Origin of the sequence: Prevotella sp. C561, assembly GCF_000224595.1 — a bacterium.
GTDB lineage: Bacteria > Bacteroidota > Bacteroidia > Bacteroidales > Bacteroidaceae > Prevotella > Prevotella jejuni.
On the sequence record NZ_JH114139.1, the window covers coordinates 219,034 to 240,185 of the forward strand.

Sequence of the window (21,152 nt, forward strand, 5' to 3'; positions counted from 1 at the left end):
TATGACAAAAGTCACTCATCGCCTGTGAGTGCATAGCAGCCTCTCGCTTTGCGGGGGGCTTTATGTATTTGTTTAATAGCGTTGCCCACTGTTTTTTTTCTCCCTCACACCCCCCTATACAATTCGATATAGGCTTGGGCCACCTTGATAAAGTCGTGGTGCTTGCGGACATACTCATAGCTTTGGCGGCGGAGAGAGGGGACGAGAGAGAGGTTGTTGACCAGCTTTGTGAGTTCTTCCACACAACTCTCGTAGGTGGGGAGGACGTTGATGATGGGGTGGAGGACGGTCTCGTTGAGGATAGCATAGTTCTCTGGTTCGCCGCCACCGATACAGATAATACCGTGGGACATGGCCTCTAAGGGATTCATCGAGGGCGTGTAGCTGTAGAGCTGGTCCATGATAGCATCCGAGCCCAGCATCGTACGCACGTATTCATCAAAGGGTAAGCCCGTTACAAGCTTAAGGTTGAGTTTGTTGGGATAGTGTTCTTTCACCGTCTCGGCCGCTCGCAGCATGATATCCGTACCTTTATAAGCCGACCGACTCTTACTAATTCCGATGAAGAGGTTCAGTCGGTCTGGTGGTGTGTCGGGTATGTTGGGCCGCTCACCCACCACGATAGGGAAGGGGATAAAGACCGTCTTCTTCGGGAAATGCGGTTCGTAGCATCGCCAGTATTCGTAGAGTCCTGTCACGATAGCGTCACACTCGTTCGCCATCAGTATGTTGAGCCGTTCCTTCTCCGTACCGATCCAGTCCTTGCGCTCGGCCTTAGCCTCCTCGTTCTGGCGCAGTCTGCTACCGATATTAAAGTCGCTATACCGCAAGGGTATCGTCGTTGAGCACGTATCTACCCAATAGTAATCCATTCCGAAACCACAGAGTATCAGCTTCTTATTATGCTTCTTCAGATAACGAAATATCGAGCTGAGGCGTTCGGCTTTAAGTTCAAAGAACATGGGGTTGATGAACTGCACGACATCATAGCCTCGCAGGCGTGGCAGCAAGGCATAGATTTTAGCCAATAGGCGCAGTCCACCGAGTCGACCAGGGTGTCGGGCTACATCGATGTCACGTGGGTAGTTCTTCCAGAAGTCGCCATTCGAGACCACAGTCACCGTGTGTCCTAATTGGCGCAGACCCTTTGCCAGTGTGTTGTGTACGTTACTATATTCGCCTAAGAGGAGGATTCTCATTCGTTGTGGGTGTTCTTTCGCTGAGGGAGAAGGGGTTAGTTGCTTTTTAGATCGTCCTGTTCATGTGTTCTTATTAGGCCATCACAGATGTCTTGGGATAGGACAGGTGTAAGGCAGTCAGTCCCCTTCTCGTAGATAAAAATTACCGTTTCAGACGTAAAGTCATTAGTAGTAATCTACGTCCGAAACTACTGTTCGTCATTCTTCTAAACCATTTATACTTACTTGTATAATCCTTGTCAGGCAGCGGGAAGAGGCCATGCTGGGAGAGACGTTGGAGTACATGGTTGAGATGAGTCTCGTCATGTGTGAGCGTGATGACATTGTAGATCAAGTCCATTGACAGTTGTGCGATGCGTCGTTCCATAGCGATACGCTCCTTAACAGGGAGGTGGTCTACCCCTTCTTGTAGTCGGTAGATAACCTGTTCGGCGTCAGCAAGGCGTCTGATGCGCCACCGTCTGTCACGTCTGTGCATGATTGAGCCTTCGCGTTTACGGTAGTAATAAGCCTTGTTATGGGTTGTGTAGATGCTTTCAGCACGTAGCATGAGTTGTGGGGTAAACTCTTCATCCTCATGGAGCGTACCCTTCGGGAAGCGAAGGTCGTGTAGTATGTCCTTATGAAAGAGGAGCGTACATACCGAGCCGTGTATGTTGTTGTGTGTCATATACTCCGTTCCACTAACCGGCCCCTGTGCGTCAGCGAGCGGTTTGGCTGTTGTCTTGTCCGTAGACTCAAACAGAACCATGTCGGCCTCTTGGTATCTAATGATGTCAAGGCACTGCTCGTAGGTGCTTGTCAGCAACATATCGTCGCCATCAACGAACTGAACAAAGCTGCCTTCAGCCAAGGCCAATCCCGTGTTTCGGGCCTGTCCTAATCCTTGGTTAGGCTGTCTGACGTAGATGATGTCGGCCGATAGGGCCAGTAACTCATTGATAGGCGAATAGTCCGCACCGTCATCCACGACGATAATCTGGCGTTCGGTTGCGTTGAGACTCAATGCCAAAATACTGTTGACACAGTCTCGTAGTACGTCAATAGGCTCGCTATAGTAAGTGACAATGAAGCTTACTAATGGCTTATCTTCCTTATTTTGTGAATAAACTGGTTGAGTTGACATAAGCGTTTTAATCCTATTAGGTGGAGAATAAAGAGTTTCAAGGTTCCTTTGTAGGGTAGGACGGGTAGGAGGGGAGCGGCATGTGTGGTCTCATAGACATCCAACTGAATGTTAACCAACGCCTCGTAATAGGCAGGAGTCAGTTCTCCCCATAGATGAAGGTGCTTGAGATGCGCATGGAGGAGGTCGGTCAGTTCCTTTCCCCCAGCCTTTGCGGTGATGCCTCTGTCGTTCTGACAATAATAGTAGAGACCCACGGAGGTAGTTGCCACTACCTTTGCCCGTTGCAGGAGATAAGGATAAGTATAGACATCTTCGAACACCTTGCCCACAGGGAAGCGTATCTCAGAAAAGAGATCACGTCGGAAAATCTTATTACAAGCGTAGGTGTGGAGGTGACCACCTCGTAGCCAATAGTCGCAAACAGAGTCGACTGTCGTGTCATCGAAGGTCAGCAAGCGTTGCTTCGACGCACATCCATAGTGCAGCAAGGCAGGATATTCAAGGATGTCGTAGTCGGGGTGAGCAGCTAACACAGCCATCAAGGCCGCGTAAGAACCCTCGGCAACGAAGTCATCAGAGTCGACAAAGGTAATATAGTCGCCTGTTGCCACGTCTATCCCTGCGTTTCTTGCAGCCGAAAGACCCCTATTTGTCTGGTAGATAAGCCTACAGTTCGCCCTGTCGGCCGTCATCTCCTGTGCAATCAGCCGTGAAGCGTCCGTCGAACCATCATCAATGAGCACCACCTCCATCGTGTTGTCTATCTGAGCCAACACACTCCTCAAGCAGCGACGAAGCGTGTCTTCAACGTTATAGATAGGTATGATAATAGATAGACTCATGTGATAATAGTTTGATGCAAAAATAATAAAAAACTTTGAAATGCGTTAGTTATTATGATGAAAAAAGCCTCTAATACTGACAGCTACCTACATATCTTAAAGTACATCAGCCTCTTTGGTGGTGTACAGGTGCTGAATGTGCTGATTGGTATCGTCCGTAACAAGTGCGTTGCAATGTTACTTGGACCGCAGGGAGTCGGTCTTATCTCTCTCTTTAACTCGTCAACAAGACTCATAGGCGACGCTACGAACTTCGGTATCCCTATGAGTGCTGTGCGCAATCTGGCTGAGGATTACGACAAGGGAGACGAGGAGAAGCTGACGGCCGACATCGCTGTCGTGCGCTCATGGAGCTTGCTGACGGCCTTGTTGGGTCTTTTTATCTGCGTTGTTCTCAGTCCGCTGCTAAGTCGTTACACCTTCTCATGGGACGGCCACACGCTTCATTTCGTACTACTCTCGCCTTGTGTTGCACTGACAGCACTGGCGGGAGGCGAACTGGCCATCCTCAAAGGCATCCGTAAGTTGGGTGCTTTAGCGGCTATCTCGGTCTATAATGTCCTCGCAGCCTTGGTTCTGACCGTCCCACTCTACTATCTTTTCGGCGACACAGCCATTGTCCCTTCGTTGGTATTGATGGCCTTGGTGCAACTACTCCTAACCATTGTCGTGTCCTATCGGCTCTATCCTCCACACGTCTCCTTGCGTAAGTCGTTATTAGACAAGGGTTGGGGCATGATACGTCTGGGCACAGCTTTCGTCCTCGCAGGCATCTTAGGCTCTGGAGCCGAGCTGATTATACGTAGTTATCTGAACAATGTAGCCGACCTGTCGACCGTTGGCTTCTATAATGCAGGGTTCATGATGACGATGGTTTATGCTGGTATGGTGTTCTCAGCGATGGAGACTGACTACTTTCCTCGGCTCTCTGGTGTGAATAGCTTACGGTTCACTTTCAACCAGATCGTCAACCGTCAGATAGAAGTGACGCTCTTGCTCATCTCGCCTCTACTGTCTTTTTTCCTCTTGTTCCTGCCCCAGTTGATTCTCTTCCTTTATTCTTATAAGTTCCTCCCAGCCCTCGGCATGGCACAAGTGTTGGTCTTGGCGATGTATGTGCGGGCCATTCGCCTACCCGTAGAGTATATCCCTTTGGCCAAGGGCGACTCCCGCTCTTATCTAATCTTAGAGGGTCTGTATGACCTCCTACTTGTTTCTCTCGTGCTACTCGGCTTCTGGAAGGGACAACTCTTCGGTGCTGGATTAGGCGCAGCAGCAGCAGGAGTGCTCAATCTCGGCTGTGTCTACGGCTATACGTACGTTCGTTACGACTATCGACTGTCGTCTTCTGTGGTGGTCTATACGCTCATTCAGATGACTATCGGCCTCCTCGTCTTCTTTTGTGTACGTTCTGAACATGACAGCCTACGCTGGGGAGCAGCCCTAACGTTGTGCCTCATCAGTACGATAGTCTCCCTTCGTGTGTTGAGATCGAAGTCGGGACTGTGGAACGCTTTGATTAATAAGGTGAAAAATAAGTTTACTCGCCATGCCAAAGATTAGTATTCTCGTTGCCGTTTATAACTCGGCTGCCTACTTGCCGCAATGCCTTGACTCCCTCTTAGGGCAGACTTTGCACGACATAGAGGTGCTTTGTGTCGACGATGCGTCAACCGATAACTCCCTTGCCATCCTACGACAATATGCCGAGAGAGACACTCGTGTGAAGGTGTTTGCCCTCGATAAGAACCATGGGATAGCCTTTGCCCGCAACGTGGCACTGTCGAATGCTTCGGGCGAGTTTATCTGCTTTGTCGATAGTGACGACTGGTTAGCCCCCAATGCACTTGAGGCTGTCTGCAAGACCTTCACCGATGACGTTGATAGCGTACTCTTTCAGGTTGTTCTCCACTATGCTGATGGGCGTGAGAAAACCTATCCCATGCCCCCTTTCGAGGCCCTGTCGGGTGAGAGAGCATTTGTCGATAGCCTTACATGGAAGATACATGGAGTCTATGCCATCAGGGCAGCTATCCACCATGCCTACCCTTACGACGATGCCCTACGGACGTATAGTGACGAGAACATAACACGTATTCATTATCTAAAATCCCGTAAGGTAGCGGTCTGCGAGGGTGTTTACTACTATCGGCAGCACTCTTCTTCTACCACACACAGGGTCAGTGTGCGTCGTTTCGACTATCTCTTAGCCAACGAGCGTATGCGTAGTCAGCTCGTCGCCATGGGTACCTCCGAAGCCAACCTCCGTTGTTATGAGACGTTGAGATGGCAGAATTTAGTGGGGTTATACCTCTTCTATTATCTTCATCGGCATGAGCTCTCGTCCACCGACCGCCAAGAAGCCTTGTCAATCATGCGCCACGTCTGGCAAACCATTCATCTTCAGCAGGTGAGTCCGTCCCTCCGCCGTAAGTTCGGCTATATCCCCTTCCGTCCTTCATGGCTCCTCTTCCGTCTTCAAGAAGAGCTCTATTTCACCCTCCGTGCGCTTGTTGGGAGGAATAAGGAGAGTAGGTGAGGTTCCTGTTGGCTGTAAGGTTCTGTGTTATCGGTTGACTTAATGTCTCTGTGGGCCTTTGTGAAATCTGTTCTTCTGTGTTCTTCTGTGAGAAATAGAACGCACCCTCGCTATGAGATGTCACACAAACAAATCGCTGGGGAGTTCTTTCTTTCACGCTGGGGAGTTTTTCTCTCACAGAGCTCACAGAGTTAACAGAGCCTTTTTGCGCACGTTTCAAGCCCACAGAGGGCCTTCGGCATACAGAGAACACAGAGCGTTACTGCTTTCGTTGGGTGTGATGTATGTGAGAGAGGAGAGTTCATGTGGTGATAAAAAATCCTTACAAATCACCAAGCTGACCACCCTCAACACACGCAGATATCATTGCCTACAACCGAGGATATAACCCACAAGAAATCAGTGTGTTACGTTTTACGTTCAAGTATATGCCCTTCTTGCTTGTAGAAGACGCCCTTCTTGACGCAAGAAGGGCATGTTCTTGAACGTAGAAGCGCCTCTTCTTGCTTCAGACTCGGCCTTTTCTCGAAAAGAGAAGGGAATAGTCTGTAAAACATCTTGACATTTCCTGTTCACATGGTTAGTATTATATTTTTAACAGAGGACCTTTCTTTCTCTCTCGGAGGACCTTTCTTTCTCTCACAGAGAACACAGAAGAACAGAACACACCGTATTCCACAGAGGCCTTGCGCCCGACACACATCACAGAACGTTACAGATAATATTGGCAGTGAGAACAGTACCATTTGAATAAGGCGTTTATCTCTTCATCGCAAGCCGACGTGTGAGTCGACTATCAATAAGACTGAGAAGAGAATGTGTTGATAATGATACACCCTCTTTTCTTATGCCCGACGCAAAAATAATTGTGCTTTCGCTTTTGTTTTCACAGTAAAAGTCTTATATTTGCAACGTATTTGTTTTATAACAAACACGAATGGTTATGAACATAGTTTTAGATATCACTCACAAGCAAGTAACGACATCGGAACTCCTAAAACATAGACCAAACCTGCGAACAGGTTTCTTGTCATCATTAGGACTGACGTCTGTAAGACGATTTGAACGTTATTTGCAAGGGAACGACAGAGAAGACTTCCAGCGTGATGCAAAGGTTATTGCAAGAGATATGAACGTTGCTATAAAATACATCACAAATGGAAGAAAGAAATAAAAAGGACGCTGAGAACTGATTTCCTCTTCGAGGTAATAACATAACAAAAGAGGGTGTGTCATAATAGACACACCCTCTTTTCTGTTTTTTCTGTACTGTCTTATCTAAGTTCTGTATCCTCTGATGGCCTACATAATGACCTAATGACAAAGGTAGACAGGGTAATTTTGAAGACAGAGTAACATGAGGACAGGAGAGACAGAAGGGGTGGTCTTGAAGACAGAATAACAGAGGGACGGAGAGAAACAGATTTTTTTTGAAGACAGAAGAACAGAGGGACGAAGAGAAACAGGTGTTTTTTGTAAGACAGAATAACAGAGTGAGGGAGAGAAACTGGTGATTTTTGTAAGACAGAATGACATAATGACAAATAAAGAATGACATATTTTTTCTCACAGAGAACACAGATGGACAGAACGCACAAACTTTCACAGAGACATTAAGTCAACCGATATCACAGAACCTTACAGCTAATGTTAGTTGAAAGGCCTCTGTGACCTCTGTATGCCGAAGGCGTTCTGTGGGCTCGAAACGTGCGCAAAAAAGCTCTGTTAACTCTGTGCGCTCTGTGAGAAAAAAACTCTCCAGCATGAGAGAAAGATGTGATAAAAATCGGTGAGCGAGACTTTTGTGGGGTGATATGTGTTATTCTTAATGCGCATGAAAAACATTTACAAATAGTGACGAGGTAGCCCTTTATTTACGAAAGAAATATTTGCAAGATACGAGACTATAACCTGCACGTTCCCAAAGAGTTACGAACACGAAACGAGAATATGCCTTTCTTGCATCAAGAAGGGGCTTTTCTTGCATCAAGAAGGGCATATTCTCGAACGATGAAAGGCGTCTTTCGCAACCTTTAATGGCCTCCCTTATATTTAAGTACTATGAAAATAGCTTACAAACACACTCTGCTTAACCCACCAAAGCACCCCTGCCTCGTCTACAACCCCACTCTGTAATGTCCACACCTCCTGCCTGTATCACCACAAACCCATTTCTCTTCGTCCACGAAATCATGATTACTCACCACCAACCCCAATCTCTATCGTCCACAATCCCACTCTGCACCGTCTACAAGCTCATCCTGTATCATCCACTAAACCCATGGTGTTTCGTCCACGCCCCCACTCTGCACCGTCTACAAACTCATTCCGTATCATTCGCTGAACCCATGGTATTTCGTCCACGAACTCATCCTGCGCTCTCTTCAAACCCTTCCCACATTGCCTCCGCCCCAACGTTCTCTACTCGTTCGCCCAAGGCCTTCTTCTTCACAACACAAAAAAAAGAAGAAGCAAAAAACTACTGTCTTTTACTTCTTCTTCTTTAATCTCTATTTCTCGTCCTACACCCCTTATGCGTGATTACCCATAATTAGGTAGGTCGGCATTTATTCCCTTCTACCTTTGGAGAAAGGATGGGGTGAGTCCGTTTGTCTTACTGTCCTACATAGATAGGACGGATGCTGTGCATATTATTCTTGTTAATCAAAGCATTCCGAGTAGTACCAGAGAAGCCTTGATAAACACCCAAAGAATTACTCATTATCTGTGGCATGAATGCTGCAGCATTGTCATTACCAGTATTACTTGTTGAGGTCCAATATCCACCCTGACTACCTGGCTTATCAATAGCACCAGTATAAGTATAATATATACCAGCCATAGGGAAGAAAAGTGCATTGTCAAAATCTGACTTAACAAACTGTCTCAAGTTCTTACCTGCATTAATTATAGAACCCGTATTACTTGAACCAAGTACTTTATTGTTCTTATCTAAGACTTTACCCTTAAGTCCTTCTGCTACGTTTGGATCAAACAACACACCATAAACCTTGTTACCGTTATCATCGATAAAGTAACCGAGATACTCTGCAGTAGCTTTCATCAGATTATTGAAATCCGTAGCACTTGGAAGTTTCCACTTGTTGTTAGAAGCGTATGCAGCCAAATCACCATGCTTCTTATCTGAGCTAATAACACCTTGTATATCTCTTCTTTCAGTCCAGAATTGTCCAGTCTTTGTATAGTCGTAAGCATATTCAATATCACCCCATCTAAAGTGATCAAACTTAACATCATTTGGATTATAAGTAGGAAGAGACATTTGTAAATCCGAAAGTGGTTCTGTAATTTTCGAAGGTGTATACATATAATAGTCCCAAGGATTCTCTGCAAGGTGATAACCATCTACCCAACCATTTATTTTAGTACCTGTAGAATACTGGAGGTTATACTTACCCCACTTAACACCATTAATAGGAATGTATGGACTGTCTTCCTTAACCTGCACTGTGAAAGGATAAACCTTAGCAGCAACAAGATTAAAGTTTGGAGTGCTTACAGCGAAACGATAGGCCTTATTATCTGTTGTGTACACTTCAAATGTAGGGCTGAAGTGGTTCTGTGGTAATATAGCTACATATACCTTCTCGAGTGCTACCGGTGAATTAACTTCTATCTTACCTGTTTCATAATCTTCTAACTTATCATTCGGAATATTGTAAACAGCCTCTGTATAAACATTAGAAAGGACGAGCTTCTTGATATTCGTGAGCTTAGTACCGCCGACTGTGAAATCTAACTCTAAGACAGAATACAACTTTTTCATATCAACGCTACCTGATGCAGAAGCACCATTAACTGTAACCTTTCCTTTTCCATAGCTATAATCAAAGTACTTTAGGTTCTCCACAGAACCATCTTGCCCTTTATTACCATTGATATAACTTGCAGTCATAATTACTGGCATTTTGCCCTGATCAAATCCTGTAACGTATGAACCAGGATAGAAAATGCCTAACTCGTCATTATCCTTACATGCGATTACACCATCAAGTGTTGTTCTTGTACCAGTGCTACTTGCAGTTAACACGCCATAACGAGACTCAGAAGAAGAACCCGTAAAGGTGCGGTTAAAAGCCATAAATCTATCACCAGTAACCCACTTATTACCAGCATCAATATTTACTTCAGAACGAGTTTTTGCATCGCCAGTAAATATGCTCAGCGTACGCTTCGCTGTCTCATTAGGACTAACAGGAGCTTTCTCCTCATTATTCAAATCGCTTGAACATGATGTCAAGCCTGCGACAATGACACCAAGGATAAGACCGTAAATCTTCTTGAAATTCATTTGTTTTCTTTTTTTAATGGTTTAATTTACTCTTCATCATAATCGAATGGGTTTTTCTTAGCACCTCCAGCCGTAGAAGGGCCAAGTACGATAGGATCCGCCCTCTCAAAGTTTTCGTTTGTAATACGAAGACCTTTATCACTTCCTGCCAACATAGCTTGCTCAGCAGCCATGGCTATACATGAACTGCATGGCTTCACATAATCTTTTTTCATTTTAATTGAGTAATTTAATCTTATATTTTTGATAGATGAATTGATTTCTTAAAGCGTATCGTTTTTAGTTTAAAACATTAATATTTCAAAGTGACATAAACCGATTCTTGATTATAACTTTGCGTGATCTTTATTTAGTAATGCGGCACAAAGGTACGATAAAAGTATCGGTGAAGAATAGAAATTTGGTAAATATAATAAAGTTAACATACTTTTAGTGAAAAGATAACATTCTGTTACACTTCTCTTTAGGCTATGTAGTGTATGGTTTTGGGTTAATTGTTAAGATAATAGTTAAGGCAACAAAATGTTGCAGAAGGTTTTGTTGTACAGCATAATTTACCTGTCTTTAGATTGGAAACGGTGACCTTTAATCATGCTGTAAATATGGTCTTAGTACGTGGGAGTAGTGATAATAGTCGTTTCTTGAGGGGTTACTCTAATAATAGTGGGAATTGATAAGTAGGGCGTAATTATCCTTTCTCAAGCAGGCACATGATTAATACGGTGAGTCATTGGGCTACAATCGAGGTGAGTCTGTCGTAACCTAATGCAGAACCGTCCCGTTATGCCACATGGAATCGGGGGTACTAATAAGTCTTTCTAAGGGTGATGATGCGTAATAATGTTGCTATTCAACATTGCAGAACCCCTCTTACACGTTTAGAAGATATCGTCTGAATTATCAATCTCCTTGCCGCTCTTATTATCAACACGTAACGTCGGAGGTTGAGTACTGTCATTACTACTTGGCGTGCTATTATTATTATTTGTATTACCCAACAGTGCACCTTCTTCGTTCAAAGGGTAAACTTCACAAAAAGGGCTTGTATAATTCTTCTTTCTCATTACGTTATATTTTAAGTGTTTATTGTCAAATAAGCTGTAAGAACGATAGGGAAGGGAGGTCTGCAGATAGTCCATAGATATGCCGTCAGACAACCTTAAATTCGTAGACAAAGTTAATTAATATTTTTGAAAAAGCACTATATTTATTAAAATTGTAGGGTTGCATAGCGAAAAAAGGCCTAAAATTATCTTATTAACTATATTCTGAAGCAGTCATTAGGTCATTCTTCTTTTGTTTTATAGTAGAACAGTGTGTTTGTTTAACATAAAGGTTTGCAAGTATAACATGATAGAAGAGATAAAGAAAAAGAAATGAGCTCGGTAAGAAACCGAGCTCACAACCAAATTAATTAAGCATGACCATTGGCAGTGCCTTAGGTATGTTTCCTTATTTAAGACCTATCGATTTGCGTAGATTAAGATAATCTTCGTCTAATGTAGGATTATCACTGGTACCATCACCAGAGTCCCAAACAGGGCGGATAGCCTTAGCTTGTGTCTTAGGGTGTTCTGCCCAGTTCCATTCAGCTGCACCAAAGAAGAAGTCAGCTGAGCGGTCATTCCATTTGCTATCGTCAGTTGTCATGTATTGACCGTATGCGTTACCATCGCCTGATAAGTCTCTCATCTTCATACCAACAGCACCAGGGTCACGCAATCCTGTATATGGCAAGAACAATCCTTTATTAGCTTGTACAAGTGCGGTCACATTAGTGTAGTTATCTATTGACCTTACAAAACGTTTTGCAGGGAAACGACGATGGCCGCCACTGGTACTGGTTGTGAAGTAAGCACCATAAACTTTAGTACCCTTATCTGTGTAGCAATAAGCAGGGATGGCACGTGCTTCTGTGTAGAGCTTCTTCATTTCGTCACCAGATGGCATACGATAGCGTTGATGCTTGCCCTTTGTATAATACCAAGCAATGTCACCACGTGTTGCGCCAGTTCCATTTATGTCCCAATCAGTATAAGAACCAGGGCTTGAAGGATAATAAAGTTTCTTACCTGCAACACTATATTTAAATAGATCACTATTCTTCAAATCCAATGCCTCTTTAATAAGTCCATAACGGAAGAGATCGACATCTTCTGCCTTCTGAGTTGGAAAATTAGCAAACTGAGAAGTAGTGTTACCAGCATTATAATTGGTAATATTTCTATTCCCATCTAAGGTCACTGCGCGCTGTGATATCCACCACTGTGCTGGTGCAATACCCCAATATCCGGCATTGGCAGGACCATAGTGTATAAAGTTACCAGTTGCCCATTTTACACCTTGTACCTCAACCCATGGCTTTGGATATACAGGCTTCATGTGAAGGATATCAGTGTGATAAACCTTATCAGCAGCGAGTGTTACGTTGTCATAGTCCTGCTCATACTTCTTTCCATTAGCATAAACCATGATATGTATCTGCGTGTAGTTGCCAGGTAACAAGGCTACGTAAGTGTACTGATTATTAGCAGAAGTAAACTTCGTTCCTTTTGCAGGGACAACAGCGATAGCTCTACTCTCTTCGTATGCGTCGTCATTAACAAAGCTATTATTCGTTAAGTCAAGTACGCCAGAAGCCTTGATGTTTGAGACGTAGACAGAGTCGATGTTTGAGAGTTTGTTGTTATTTTCATCAGTGAAGCGTAAACCCCAGAAAGAAACGAGTCGCTGTAATGTTCCAATCTTGATGTTTAGCTTGTCACCTTCTACACTCTCAGGGTGAGCACTCTTAGTCTGATAATCGAAACGACTACCGAGTGTAGCTGCAGTACCATCTTGGCGACTAAGGTTGAGACTAACGTATTTTTGTGCTTTAGCACTTGGAACGTATGATATAATCTTTGATACAGTACCAACTGCTACACTCTCCTCTTTCCTTTCAACTGGTGTGATGGTTTTGTTAGCACCCTTTAATGCCACAGCAGGGTAAAGGAAGCTAATGTTATCACTTGTTGACATAGAGCGACCAGCTGCAGCAATGTCGCCTTTGAAGCTTGCGGACTTGCCACCTCTGGTTGATGTCAAAACAAAATAGTTGTTTCGTTTGCCTTCATCGCCATTGACGAATGCGGCTAACTCGTCGTTTTCTGCCCACTCAGAAATGAGTCTTTTTCCATTAGCTGGGTCAACAGCGAGGGCACGAGTGGCTGTTCCTGAACCTTGAGCAGGCTCAGCTGATGCAGTGACATGATATACCTTTGGGGTATTGTCAGTCCCAGCTGTCTCTGATAGTTCGTCAGTCTGACAAGCAGACAAAGCAATTGTCACAGTGCCCAAAAGGGCAATTGCTATCTTACTTGATTTTCTCATAAAATCGGTAATTATAAGTTAAATATATAAGTTGTTATACTGAAGTACATCTTTTTGTACTCGTCTTCATTTCCTCCTTTAATCATCTTTACCGTCTAAGTTTATGCTTTTGTGTTCCTTAGATATCCCACTCTATTGCTTTCTTCGCCGAGCTTTGAGATGGGTTGTTACCAGTGCGGTTCTGATGTGTTGGGTCGCCACCTGGTTGAGGGTCTGTTGTACCTGCAGTAATGTTTGATTCTCCGGCTAAAAAACCCTCTACACGCATTGCATAAAGCTTCGTTTCTGGTTCTAAATAAGTTTTCTTCATCGCTATGTTATTATTATTTTAATTTTAAAAATTAGTTACCATTTTCCTTGCAGAAGTAGTTAAACTTGCTTACAAAGTAGAATACAAAGTTAAATATAATATTTTATAGATACTAATGGTTTAACCTTTATTTTCATGAATAGGGCCTAAAAGATATAAATTAGTTTGATATTTTTACAAAAATAACTATATTGTCGTGTGTAAAGTGGGGTCTCGTAAATGTAAGACAAGGTATTTTTAGTCAGAATGGCATAATGACACGCTTGGGCAAAATGACATAACGACAAAAGGAAGACAGGGTAACAGGGAGACAAGCATGGCTTTTAGTAACACTTTCGGAGGGCGGATAGGGGGGATAGAAGGGGATGAGAAAAAGGGTTCTTCCGTTAAATGTGTAGATTGTTAATAGAATGAGATTAATCCACATACATGGCATGATTTCATCCAATAAGATTGTTTTATAAAGGCTCAACACCCAACAACCATCACCCAACACTGGTATAATTACCTCCAATAAGATTGTTTTATAAGGGGGGGTAAACTATATGATAAATGTAATTAGGTGTGATGTCTATCTGTCGCCTACAAACAATTTATTCCTATTAGCCTAATTAGGCTATTTAGTCCAATTGGGCTAATTAGGCTAACAACTTATTATTCTGTTATAATATTTCACATCATAATTTTGAATACATGCTCTTTTGGCTTCTAAAAGACGCCCTTTTGGGTTGCAAAAGATGCTCTTTAAGACCCTTGCTAACGCCCTTCTGAAGTCCAACTAAGCACCTTTTACTTTATACTTGGTAACTAATTGATACGCTGTTGATTGTAATCCTGCTTCATGTGTGTATTTTTGTCGTTAGTTATACGTATTTTCTTTGAAATTATGTAATGATTTTTCAAACCCTTGTCTGCAGATTTTCGAAGTCTTAAAACGAAAACATTTTCAATGAAAGAGGATGAAAATAGGATAGATAGTTGACTGTCTCAGCCATATTTTTGTTTAATGAGTAACTTTGGCTCTTACGTTAAAGCACTACGAAAAGCGTCCACACATTTAACGGAAGAACCATTTTTAGACAGAATGACATAATGACACACTTAGACAGAATGACATAACGACAAAAGGAAGACAGGGTAACAGGGAGACAAGCATGGCTTTTAGTAACACTTTCGGAGGGCGGATGGGGGGACAGAAGGGGATGAGAAAAAGGGCATGAGATAAACAAAAGAGCGACTCATTGAGCCGCTCTTTGTATGGTTAGAAAGCCTGACTATTACCAAGCTGGACTTTTTAGCCAAGGGAGGAAATACGATTTTCCACCGCTATCCATCTTAAGGCCCTGTGCAACACCATCAAGATTAATCTTTGTATAGAGCGATACTGGTTCGTGATCTCTATCGATAATATCCTTGTTGGCAAGCCAATAAAAGTCTAATTTGAATGTTCTAACGATGATATCTTCCTGGTTTAATCTCTTCCAAAACTCTTCGTGGCACATGTAATAACCTGCTACGTTAAAAGATAAGTTATAGTTTGGACCTAAATAATAGGTCTCAACCTTTACATTACCTGATGTTGCTTGAGAACTTGGGAACGTCACCCTGACAGCTACTTTATAATTGTTTGTGGGTTTAGCCTCTCTGTTATCAACAGGTTTCATGTACATAATGCCATACATGACATTACTTCCGTGCACAGAACAAAACCAGTTGTCAAATTTCCTCTGTTTTCCATTCAAATCAACAAAGTCACGATGTGAACCTGTTGTTAAGCTCAGTCCATAGCCTGCCCCTGCATTAAAAGGGGATACACCACCTAAGGGCTTGTTATTTTCTAACTGTAACTTTGGATTATTAAAGATAGCCGTAAACTCTGAATACTTAGGCAGTCTATATAGGTGACTATCCAAATTAGGATAATTACCTCTGCTCTTTGTCCCCTCTGCAACTTTCTCTGCATCTACTCTTGATAACTTCTCCATAGCAAGTCCATCAGCTTGTCTATAAGCCCACAAACGCTCGATAGGCAAGGTTGGGCGTACTATTCTTAGTGTCACACCATAGCTGGAACCCTTTGCGAGTCCATCGCTGAAGCTGGCTAAGAGATATCGGTTGCCCATGAAAGGCTTCCAAGTATTAGGATTGGTAGTGTACACTGACTTATCGTATGTGTAGTTTGTTCGGGTTGGGTCGGTCACGTCTACCTTACCGAAAAGCAAGGTCTCATTGACAATACCACCATAATTACTTGTCTTCTTATAGTCAACAGGCATCAAGCAGATAAGGAAACCACGGTTAGTCTTCGTCTTTGAAGCGGCTTGCCCTGACTTCTTATAGCTATTAAAATAGATGTAATTGTTGAGATCGCTTTGTCCTTGACGAAGTGAGCCATCGTCTTTAGCCGACTCATAGTTTAGCTTGATATTCGTTGTATAATGTTCTGCGTTATACTTCTTGTACTCAGCCGAACCACGTGCGATAGCCTTTGCACTGTTTGGCTCCCAGTAAGAAGATGCCAAGTCGGCATCTTCAGAAACGTTACTGTCGACGTTGAACTTATATGAACCCGATGAGCAGAACGCATTACTCTCTAGTGTCAACTCACGATTAATCTTTGTGTTAAGCCCTACACGGTTCTCCAACGACAGAACAAGGAATACTCCTTGTGGCTTGAAGACCATCTTCTTGCGCTCATTATAGAGTTTCAACTTACTTCCTTGCTTAACGATACGACGCCAAGTAGTTGCGAAAGGACACGAAGTTGTAAACTCCTTACCCTTTTCTATCACATTGATAGTAGTCTCGGTGTTCACTTCTAAGTCGTCACCTTTCTTCTCTCCACCGCCCATAAAGCCCATGATATACCACTCGCCATTTGCCAGATTGCTCTGAGTAGACAAGCTGTTAAGCTGGAACTTCACGTCGGAACCTTCTTTTTTGACGGTCCAGTTGGCCTCGACAACTTCTTTTTTATTATGCGTCTTGTTATAAAGTACGACCACGGAAGGCATTGTCTGCTGTGTGATATTCAGTTTCGGATATAACACAGTCTTCCCACTAATATTCTCCTCGCTAACCTTGAAAGGCATATTAGCCCTTGTCTGCGCTTGGTTGTCGGGATTGTCAGTGCTTGCTTCTATGTCTACGTCGTATGTCTTTACAGCTCCCGTAGAAGAAGTAGTACCTGTGTTTGAATCGTAGTCTACATTTGTTTCGCTACACGATAGGCATAGCAATGAGGCCAAGATAGCCATTGAAAAAACTTTTATGGACATTGTTTATCTCTTTCTAAGTATTGTTATAATAGTCTTACTCGTTATTAAAATCACCTGTCAGCGTACATTCTTGTGTGCTGCATGAGGATTATTGATCGTCTATTTCGCCCGTCAAATCTCCGCCATAGTTAATATCCTCAATACTTGCCTCTGGTCCTGAACCCGCTAATAAAGTTGCTGTCTCAACAGCAATGATGCTTATACACGGTGTAACATACTTCTTACTTCGGTTTGCTGATACTCCAAACATCTGAGCGTCTTCGTTTTTTTGAAACATAATAATATCGTATTAAAATTTAATCGTACATTTATAGTAAGCGCAACTACCTGTTGCTTAACTGCCTTTTATCCTTTTTGCCCCATCCGCTTTAGGGTCACTCCTTGATTTCTAAGCATGCTAAAAATAGCAAAACCGTCTGCAAAGGTACGAAAAAAGATAAACAAAACAATAGAATAATTACAACTTTTTAATATGTGTAAACGATATTCTTTCTTGTTTGTGGGTGTTTTCTGTATGATTTTCAAGGGTTTGCCGAGCCAGTCCTTTTTAGCTGTTATGGGCAATGAAGCCAACGAAGAAAAGTGGTTGTGAGGGCTTTTTCTTTCGTTCTTAGTAGCTCTTTATATTCTATTTTTAGGGAGATTGCAAATTTAATAGCCGTTGTAACTCTATATTAATAAATCAGTTATAAGCTATGAAAGGCGATAGTAACGACAGTAATCTTAATCTTCATTGAAATATCTTACGATTGTTTTTGCTACTAATGTGCCATTGCTCCCCTCTGATTTAGCAAGGACAAACGGCGAGTAATAGTCAAGTTAGCCCCTACAATTGATATTTATCAATAATGAACAGGTATTAATAGTCTTGTACAACTTTATTGCATAAATATTTGTTAATATCAGAACAAAGTACTAACTTTGCACCTCGAAATTAATCAGAGGTAGATTGTTATTACGAAATTAGTAGATTTAAGACAAGTAACAGCTATTTTTAGGCGAAACAAAAAAACGATATTAAGTTATGAAAAGTAATGTAACGACACCGAAGATGGCATATCTTCAGCCAGTTTGTACGTTTGTTAATGTACAAGCTGAGTCACACATCTTAACGATTAGTGCGACAACAACAAACCCTGTAGAGGGTGGTGACCCAACAGGCGGCAATGGTAATGGATCTGCTCCAAACCCATTCACAAGTGGTGCTGCTCATTCTAAGACGCAGCAAAATTTCCTTGATGCACCAGAAGATTACTAAAGAATTAATTTATAACGATTAGAAATGAAGATAATGAAAAAGAATGTCTTATTTCCTGTAGCATGCTTCTTGATGGCAGCTCCACTGCTGACAAGTTGTCATGACGATGTAGACAGCTCTACAGCCGAGAATACAACTATTCATACTTATAGCCTCGTTGCTGATGGTGCAAACGCACTGCAGCAGGAACCTGCTACACGTGTTTTGAGTGAAGATGCTAACCATAAGATTAAGTCTGAATGGGGTAGACAAGATGATATCTTAGCTTACGTAGTTGGTGGTGATAACCTTCATACTGCTAACTATAGCTATATAACAAATAGTAATTTAGGTGGTAAGAGTAATTTTGATGGTGAAATAGCTTCAAGTGCTGCGCTCACTACTAATAGCGAGATTGCTTTCCTCTATCCTGGTAAGGCTGCACAAGGCAATAACAGAACCATTACACCTGTTGTTAAAAGCGATGATAGAAGTAGTCTTTATCATGAGGCAAGTGACAAAACACAGAAACTCGTCGAGTTAAACCTCTCTAAGCAGGATGGCACAGCAAAGACTATTGGTGAGCGTTTCGACTTCCAATGGACTAAGCAGAAGCCAAAGAAGGTTGAAGGAAAGAAAGTAGACGTAAGCCTTGGTAAGCTAAAACGTATCGTTACTATTTGGGGATTGCGCTTTACAAACGAAAGTAACCAACCTCTTACAAACATCGACTCTATCTATATCTCAAATGTAAAGAGTAGTGATGTGTTCAATCTTGATGCAGGTACTTTCGTAGAGAACAACTTTGATGATGAGCGAACAAACCTCGTTATCAAGCCAGAACAAGGTCAGACGCTTAGTTCTGCCAATGGTAAATATACCTATGCTGCGTTCATCCCAGGCACATACACAGACGTTGTTGTCATGGTATTCGCAAAAAACAAGGTATATCAGAGAACTTATAGCTCAATCACCTTTAACGAAGGCAACGTATATCGTTCAGACCTCTTGAAGATGGAAGAGCCAAAGCAGAAGGCGTTTGTTGAGGTACAAGGAGTAAAATGGGCTACTGGTAACTTTATCCACTATGGTCCTGTTAATGGCGGCTACTGGGGTATTGCACCTACACAGTGGTGGATTTCAAAGCGTGCTATGTACATAGATAGCCATCGTAATGAAACTTCTTCAGGTGGAACTCTTGTTTCATCACAGTTTGCAAATTCACCTGTACAAACAACAGATGATGTAGACTTGTTCCGCTTTGGAGATATCGAAAACGCTCTCAATCTGAAATCAAATACGTATAAGAGTGGAAATAAAGATATTAATCAGAAATTCTATGAAGGTGATGGTCCTTTGAGAAAAGAAACAAGTGACCGTTCAAAGGCTAAAAATGGTGACATTGTTTGGTATTACACGATGAACAATCATAGGAAGTATCGTTATCCTACAGAAGCTGATATCTTGTCTCTCTTTGATAATGCTAATGTACAACCAGCTTACTGTTACACCGATAAGGGTACTATCGTATATGGTGCATACTACACAACTAATAATGGAGGTGCTTCTAATAGACTTAAGGCATTCCCTACAGGTGTAAGAGCATACGATAAATACAAGAATGTTACAGCACTTGTTCGTGCTAACATTGGTTTGTTCTTGCCGATTACAGGTAAACGAGAAACGCTTAATGATCTGATGGGTCTAAGAGATATGACATGGGGTTCAGGTGCTTATGGAGCATACATGAGTAGTGCTTCTTCAGCTCCACTCAAAACAAAATTCTTTATGTTTGGCCCTAAAGAATGGTCATACAAGGAGTTACCATTTAGTAAGGAGTTGTCTGTCGCCATCCGCCCTGTATTGGTTAGTGATGATGGTCAAGAGGACCCTGTTTACTCTGCATTTGCCAACATCAAATAAGGCAGGCACGTTTCAAGGCTTTGTCTAAAGCCTAACAAGAATGTTCAGTTTATGCTTTTATACGTATAAAAGCAGGGCACTATAAACCCCACCACATGCGGACGAAAGTCCAATTGTGGTGGGTTTTCCCGTTTTAAAGACCTGTACACATGGGAAGAGTGGATAAAAGGAGACAGAATGACATAATAAGTGAAGACAGAATAACAGAGTAAGACAGGGACGACAGAGCATGAGGGCACAGAATAACAGAGTATGACAAAGGATAAAAGACGGAAGATTAACAGAAGAAACAAAGACAGATTGCGCAGAGTGTTTCTACAATCTTAGGGCTGAATCTTGGGAGAGAAGAGGGATGATAGAATAATAAAAATTCATTACAACTCTTCGAGCCAATGGCCCTCTAACCAAGGATATTGCCTCCCCTATAACCGAATTTATAACCTTCATAAAACCAGGATATTACGTATAGCGTTTAAGACTACGCCCTTCTTGCTTGTAGACTACGCCCTTCTTGCCTCAAGAAGAGCCTGTTCTTGAATGTAGAAGAGCCTCTCCTTGCTACCAGTTCGCCCTTGTCTCGAAAAGAGAGTAGTGTGGCGTGTGAAAAAAGTTGACATGGTGGCCTCTCCCAAGCCCAACTGCGCAGGAGGGGGAGTAGTATGCGAGGTTACCCCTACTGGGCCAGCCTCACCCCCAGCCCCTCTCCGAATGGCGAGGGGAGTAGTATGTGAGGTTACCCCTACTGGCCTTCTGATGATAGGAGATAAGCTGTTAGACATACGGAGGACATCTGGGGGTGATGCTTCTGTTGGCTGTAACGCTCTGTGATATCGGTTGACTTAATGTCTCTGTGAGGCTTTGTGAAATCTGTTCTTCTGTGTTTTTCTGTGAGAAAAAGAAAATACCTGAGAGTCGTGGGGAGTTTTTTCTCTCACAGAACTCACAGATTTAACAGAACCTTTTTGCGCACAGTTTCGAACCCACAGAACGCCTCCGGCGACTACCCACGAG

Annotated in this window: 16 protein-coding genes; 5 read left to right on the top strand and 11 right to left on the bottom strand. The window is 42.7% G+C overall.

What is annotated here, in order from left to right:
• Nucleotides 1-104: 104 nt before the first annotated feature.
• From HMPREF0666_RS00715 to HMPREF0666_RS00725, 3 genes are all read right to left on the bottom strand, one after another.
• Entirely contained in the window at nt 105-1,199 is a 1,095-nt protein-coding gene (locus HMPREF0666_RS00715) for a glycosyltransferase family 4 protein (RefSeq protein ID WP_009010349.1), read from the bottom strand.
• A 142-nt stretch (nt 1,200-1,341) separates the two neighbouring features.
• Complete coding sequence (locus tag HMPREF0666_RS00720) at nt 1,342-2,325, bottom strand: glycosyltransferase family 2 protein (protein WP_009010350.1); 984 nt, start codon at nt 2,323-2,325, stop codon at nt 1,342-1,344.
• Nucleotides 2,277-3,170: a glycosyltransferase family 2 protein gene (locus HMPREF0666_RS00725; protein ID WP_009010351.1), complete on the bottom strand. Its 894-nt coding sequence runs from the start codon at nt 3,168-3,170 to the stop codon at nt 2,277-2,279. Before HMPREF0666_RS00725 ends, HMPREF0666_RS00720 begins: the two co-directional genes overlap by 49 nt.
• Before the next feature lie 57 nt (nt 3,171-3,227).
• Between HMPREF0666_RS00725 and HMPREF0666_RS00730 the strand changes: the two genes are divergently transcribed.
• The 3 genes from HMPREF0666_RS00730 (at nt 3,228) to HMPREF0666_RS00740 (ending at nt 6,883) form a co-directional block, all read left to right on the top strand.
• Complete coding sequence (locus HMPREF0666_RS00730; RefSeq protein ID WP_042855861.1) at nt 3,228-4,733, top strand: oligosaccharide flippase family protein; 1,506 nt, start codon at nt 3,228-3,230, stop codon at nt 4,731-4,733.
• Nucleotides 4,720-5,709, top strand: coding sequence for a glycosyltransferase family 2 protein (locus tag HMPREF0666_RS00735; RefSeq protein WP_009010353.1), 990 nt, complete (start codon nt 4,720-4,722; stop codon nt 5,707-5,709). The genes HMPREF0666_RS00730 and HMPREF0666_RS00735 overlap by 14 nt, the downstream gene beginning before the upstream one ends.
• Before the next feature lie 943 nt (nt 5,710-6,652).
• Complete coding sequence (locus HMPREF0666_RS00740; protein WP_009010354.1) at nt 6,653-6,883, top strand: hypothetical protein; 231 nt, start codon at nt 6,653-6,655, stop codon at nt 6,881-6,883.
• A 1,082-nt stretch (nt 6,884-7,965) separates the two neighbouring features.
• Here the strand turns inward: HMPREF0666_RS00740 and HMPREF0666_RS18410 are convergent.
• From HMPREF0666_RS18410 to HMPREF0666_RS17180, 8 genes are all read right to left on the bottom strand, one after another.
• Complete coding sequence (locus HMPREF0666_RS18410) at nt 7,966-8,097, bottom strand: hypothetical protein (protein ID WP_255346418.1); 132 nt, start codon at nt 8,095-8,097, stop codon at nt 7,966-7,968.
• Between the two features lie 226 nt (nt 8,098-8,323).
• Nucleotides 8,324-10,021, bottom strand: a complete 1,698-nt coding sequence (locus tag HMPREF0666_RS00745) for a hypothetical protein (RefSeq protein WP_009010355.1) — start codon at nt 10,019-10,021, stop codon at nt 8,324-8,326.
• A gap of 26 nt (nt 10,022-10,047) precedes the next feature.
• A complete protein-coding gene (locus tag HMPREF0666_RS17175; protein WP_009010356.1) occupies nt 10,048-10,236 on the bottom strand; it encodes a hypothetical protein in 189 nt (62 codons plus the stop codon).
• 663 nt (nt 10,237-10,899) lie between these two features.
• Nucleotides 10,900-11,085, bottom strand: a complete 186-nt coding sequence (locus HMPREF0666_RS00750) for a hypothetical protein (RefSeq protein WP_009010357.1) — start codon at nt 11,083-11,085, stop codon at nt 10,900-10,902.
• A 388-nt stretch (nt 11,086-11,473) separates the two neighbouring features.
• A complete protein-coding gene (locus tag HMPREF0666_RS00755; protein ID WP_009010358.1) occupies nt 11,474-13,393 on the bottom strand; it encodes a hypothetical protein in 1,920 nt (639 codons plus the stop codon).
• 118 nt (nt 13,394-13,511) lie between these two features.
• On the bottom strand, nt 13,512-13,703 hold the full coding sequence (locus HMPREF0666_RS00760) for a hypothetical protein (protein ID WP_009010359.1): 192 nt from the start codon (nt 13,701-13,703) through the stop codon (nt 13,512-13,514).
• A gap of 1,277 nt (nt 13,704-14,980) precedes the next feature.
• Nucleotides 14,981-16,981 (bottom strand): hypothetical protein, encoded by a 2,001-nt coding sequence (locus HMPREF0666_RS00765; RefSeq protein ID WP_157600216.1) that lies wholly within the window; start codon nt 16,979-16,981, stop codon nt 14,981-14,983.
• An 88-nt stretch (nt 16,982-17,069) separates the two neighbouring features.
• Nucleotides 17,070-17,258 (bottom strand): hypothetical protein, encoded by a 189-nt coding sequence (locus tag HMPREF0666_RS17180; RefSeq protein WP_009010361.1) that lies wholly within the window; start codon nt 17,256-17,258, stop codon nt 17,070-17,072.
• Nucleotides 17,259-18,005: 747 nt separating this feature from the next.
• Here HMPREF0666_RS17180 and HMPREF0666_RS00775 point away from each other — a divergent pair.
• Nucleotides 18,006-18,239, top strand: coding sequence for a hypothetical protein (locus tag HMPREF0666_RS00775; RefSeq protein WP_009010363.1), 234 nt, complete (start codon nt 18,006-18,008; stop codon nt 18,237-18,239).
• Nucleotides 18,240-18,263: 24 nt separating this feature from the next.
• On the top strand, nt 18,264-20,141 hold the full coding sequence (locus HMPREF0666_RS00780; protein WP_009010364.1) for a hypothetical protein: 1,878 nt from the start codon (nt 18,264-18,266) through the stop codon (nt 20,139-20,141).
• The last annotated feature ends 1,011 nt before the right edge of the window (nt 20,142-21,152 follow it).

Excerpts from the sequence above, each read along its gene's own strand:
- HMPREF0666_RS17180 (WP_009010361.1), bottom strand. The coding sequence starts at position 17,258 with ATGTTTCAAAAAAACGAAGACGCTCAGATGTTTGGAGTATCAGCAAAC.
- HMPREF0666_RS17175 (WP_009010356.1), bottom strand. The coding sequence starts at position 10,236 with ATGAAAAAAGATTATGTGAAGCCATGCAGTTCATGTATAGCCATGGCT.
- HMPREF0666_RS00745 (WP_009010355.1), bottom strand. The coding sequence starts at position 10,021 with ATGAATTTCAAGAAGATTTACGGTCTTATCCTTGGTGTCATTGTCGCA.
- HMPREF0666_RS00780 (WP_009010364.1), top strand. The coding sequence starts at position 18,264 with ATGAAGATAATGAAAAAGAATGTCTTATTTCCTGTAGCATGCTTCTTG.
- HMPREF0666_RS00735 (WP_009010353.1), top strand. The coding sequence starts at position 4,720 with ATGCCAAAGATTAGTATTCTCGTTGCCGTTTATAACTCGGCTGCCTAC.
- HMPREF0666_RS00720 (WP_009010350.1), bottom strand. The coding sequence starts at position 2,325 with ATGTCAACTCAACCAGTTTATTCACAAAATAAGGAAGATAAGCCATTA.
- HMPREF0666_RS00725 (WP_009010351.1), bottom strand. The coding sequence starts at position 3,170 with ATGAGTCTATCTATTATCATACCTATCTATAACGTTGAAGACACGCTT.
- HMPREF0666_RS00750 (WP_009010357.1), bottom strand. The coding sequence starts at position 11,085 with ATGAGAAAGAAGAATTATACAAGCCCTTTTTGTGAAGTTTACCCTTTG.
- HMPREF0666_RS00760 (WP_009010359.1), bottom strand. The coding sequence starts at position 13,703 with ATGAAGAAAACTTATTTAGAACCAGAAACGAAGCTTTATGCAATGCGT.
- HMPREF0666_RS00775 (WP_009010363.1), top strand. The coding sequence starts at position 18,006 with ATGAAAAGTAATGTAACGACACCGAAGATGGCATATCTTCAGCCAGTT.
- HMPREF0666_RS00730 (WP_042855861.1), top strand. The coding sequence starts at position 3,228 with ATGAAAAAAGCCTCTAATACTGACAGCTACCTACATATCTTAAAGTAC.
- HMPREF0666_RS00715 (WP_009010349.1), bottom strand. The coding sequence starts at position 1,199 with ATGAGAATCCTCCTCTTAGGCGAATATAGTAACGTACACAACACACTG.
- HMPREF0666_RS00755 (WP_009010358.1), bottom strand. The coding sequence starts at position 13,393 with ATGAGAAAATCAAGTAAGATAGCAATTGCCCTTTTGGGCACTGTGACA.
- HMPREF0666_RS00765 (WP_157600216.1), bottom strand. The coding sequence starts at position 16,981 with ATGTCCATAAAAGTTTTTTCAATGGCTATCTTGGCCTCATTGCTATGC.
- HMPREF0666_RS00740 (WP_009010354.1), top strand. The coding sequence starts at position 6,653 with ATGAACATAGTTTTAGATATCACTCACAAGCAAGTAACGACATCGGAA.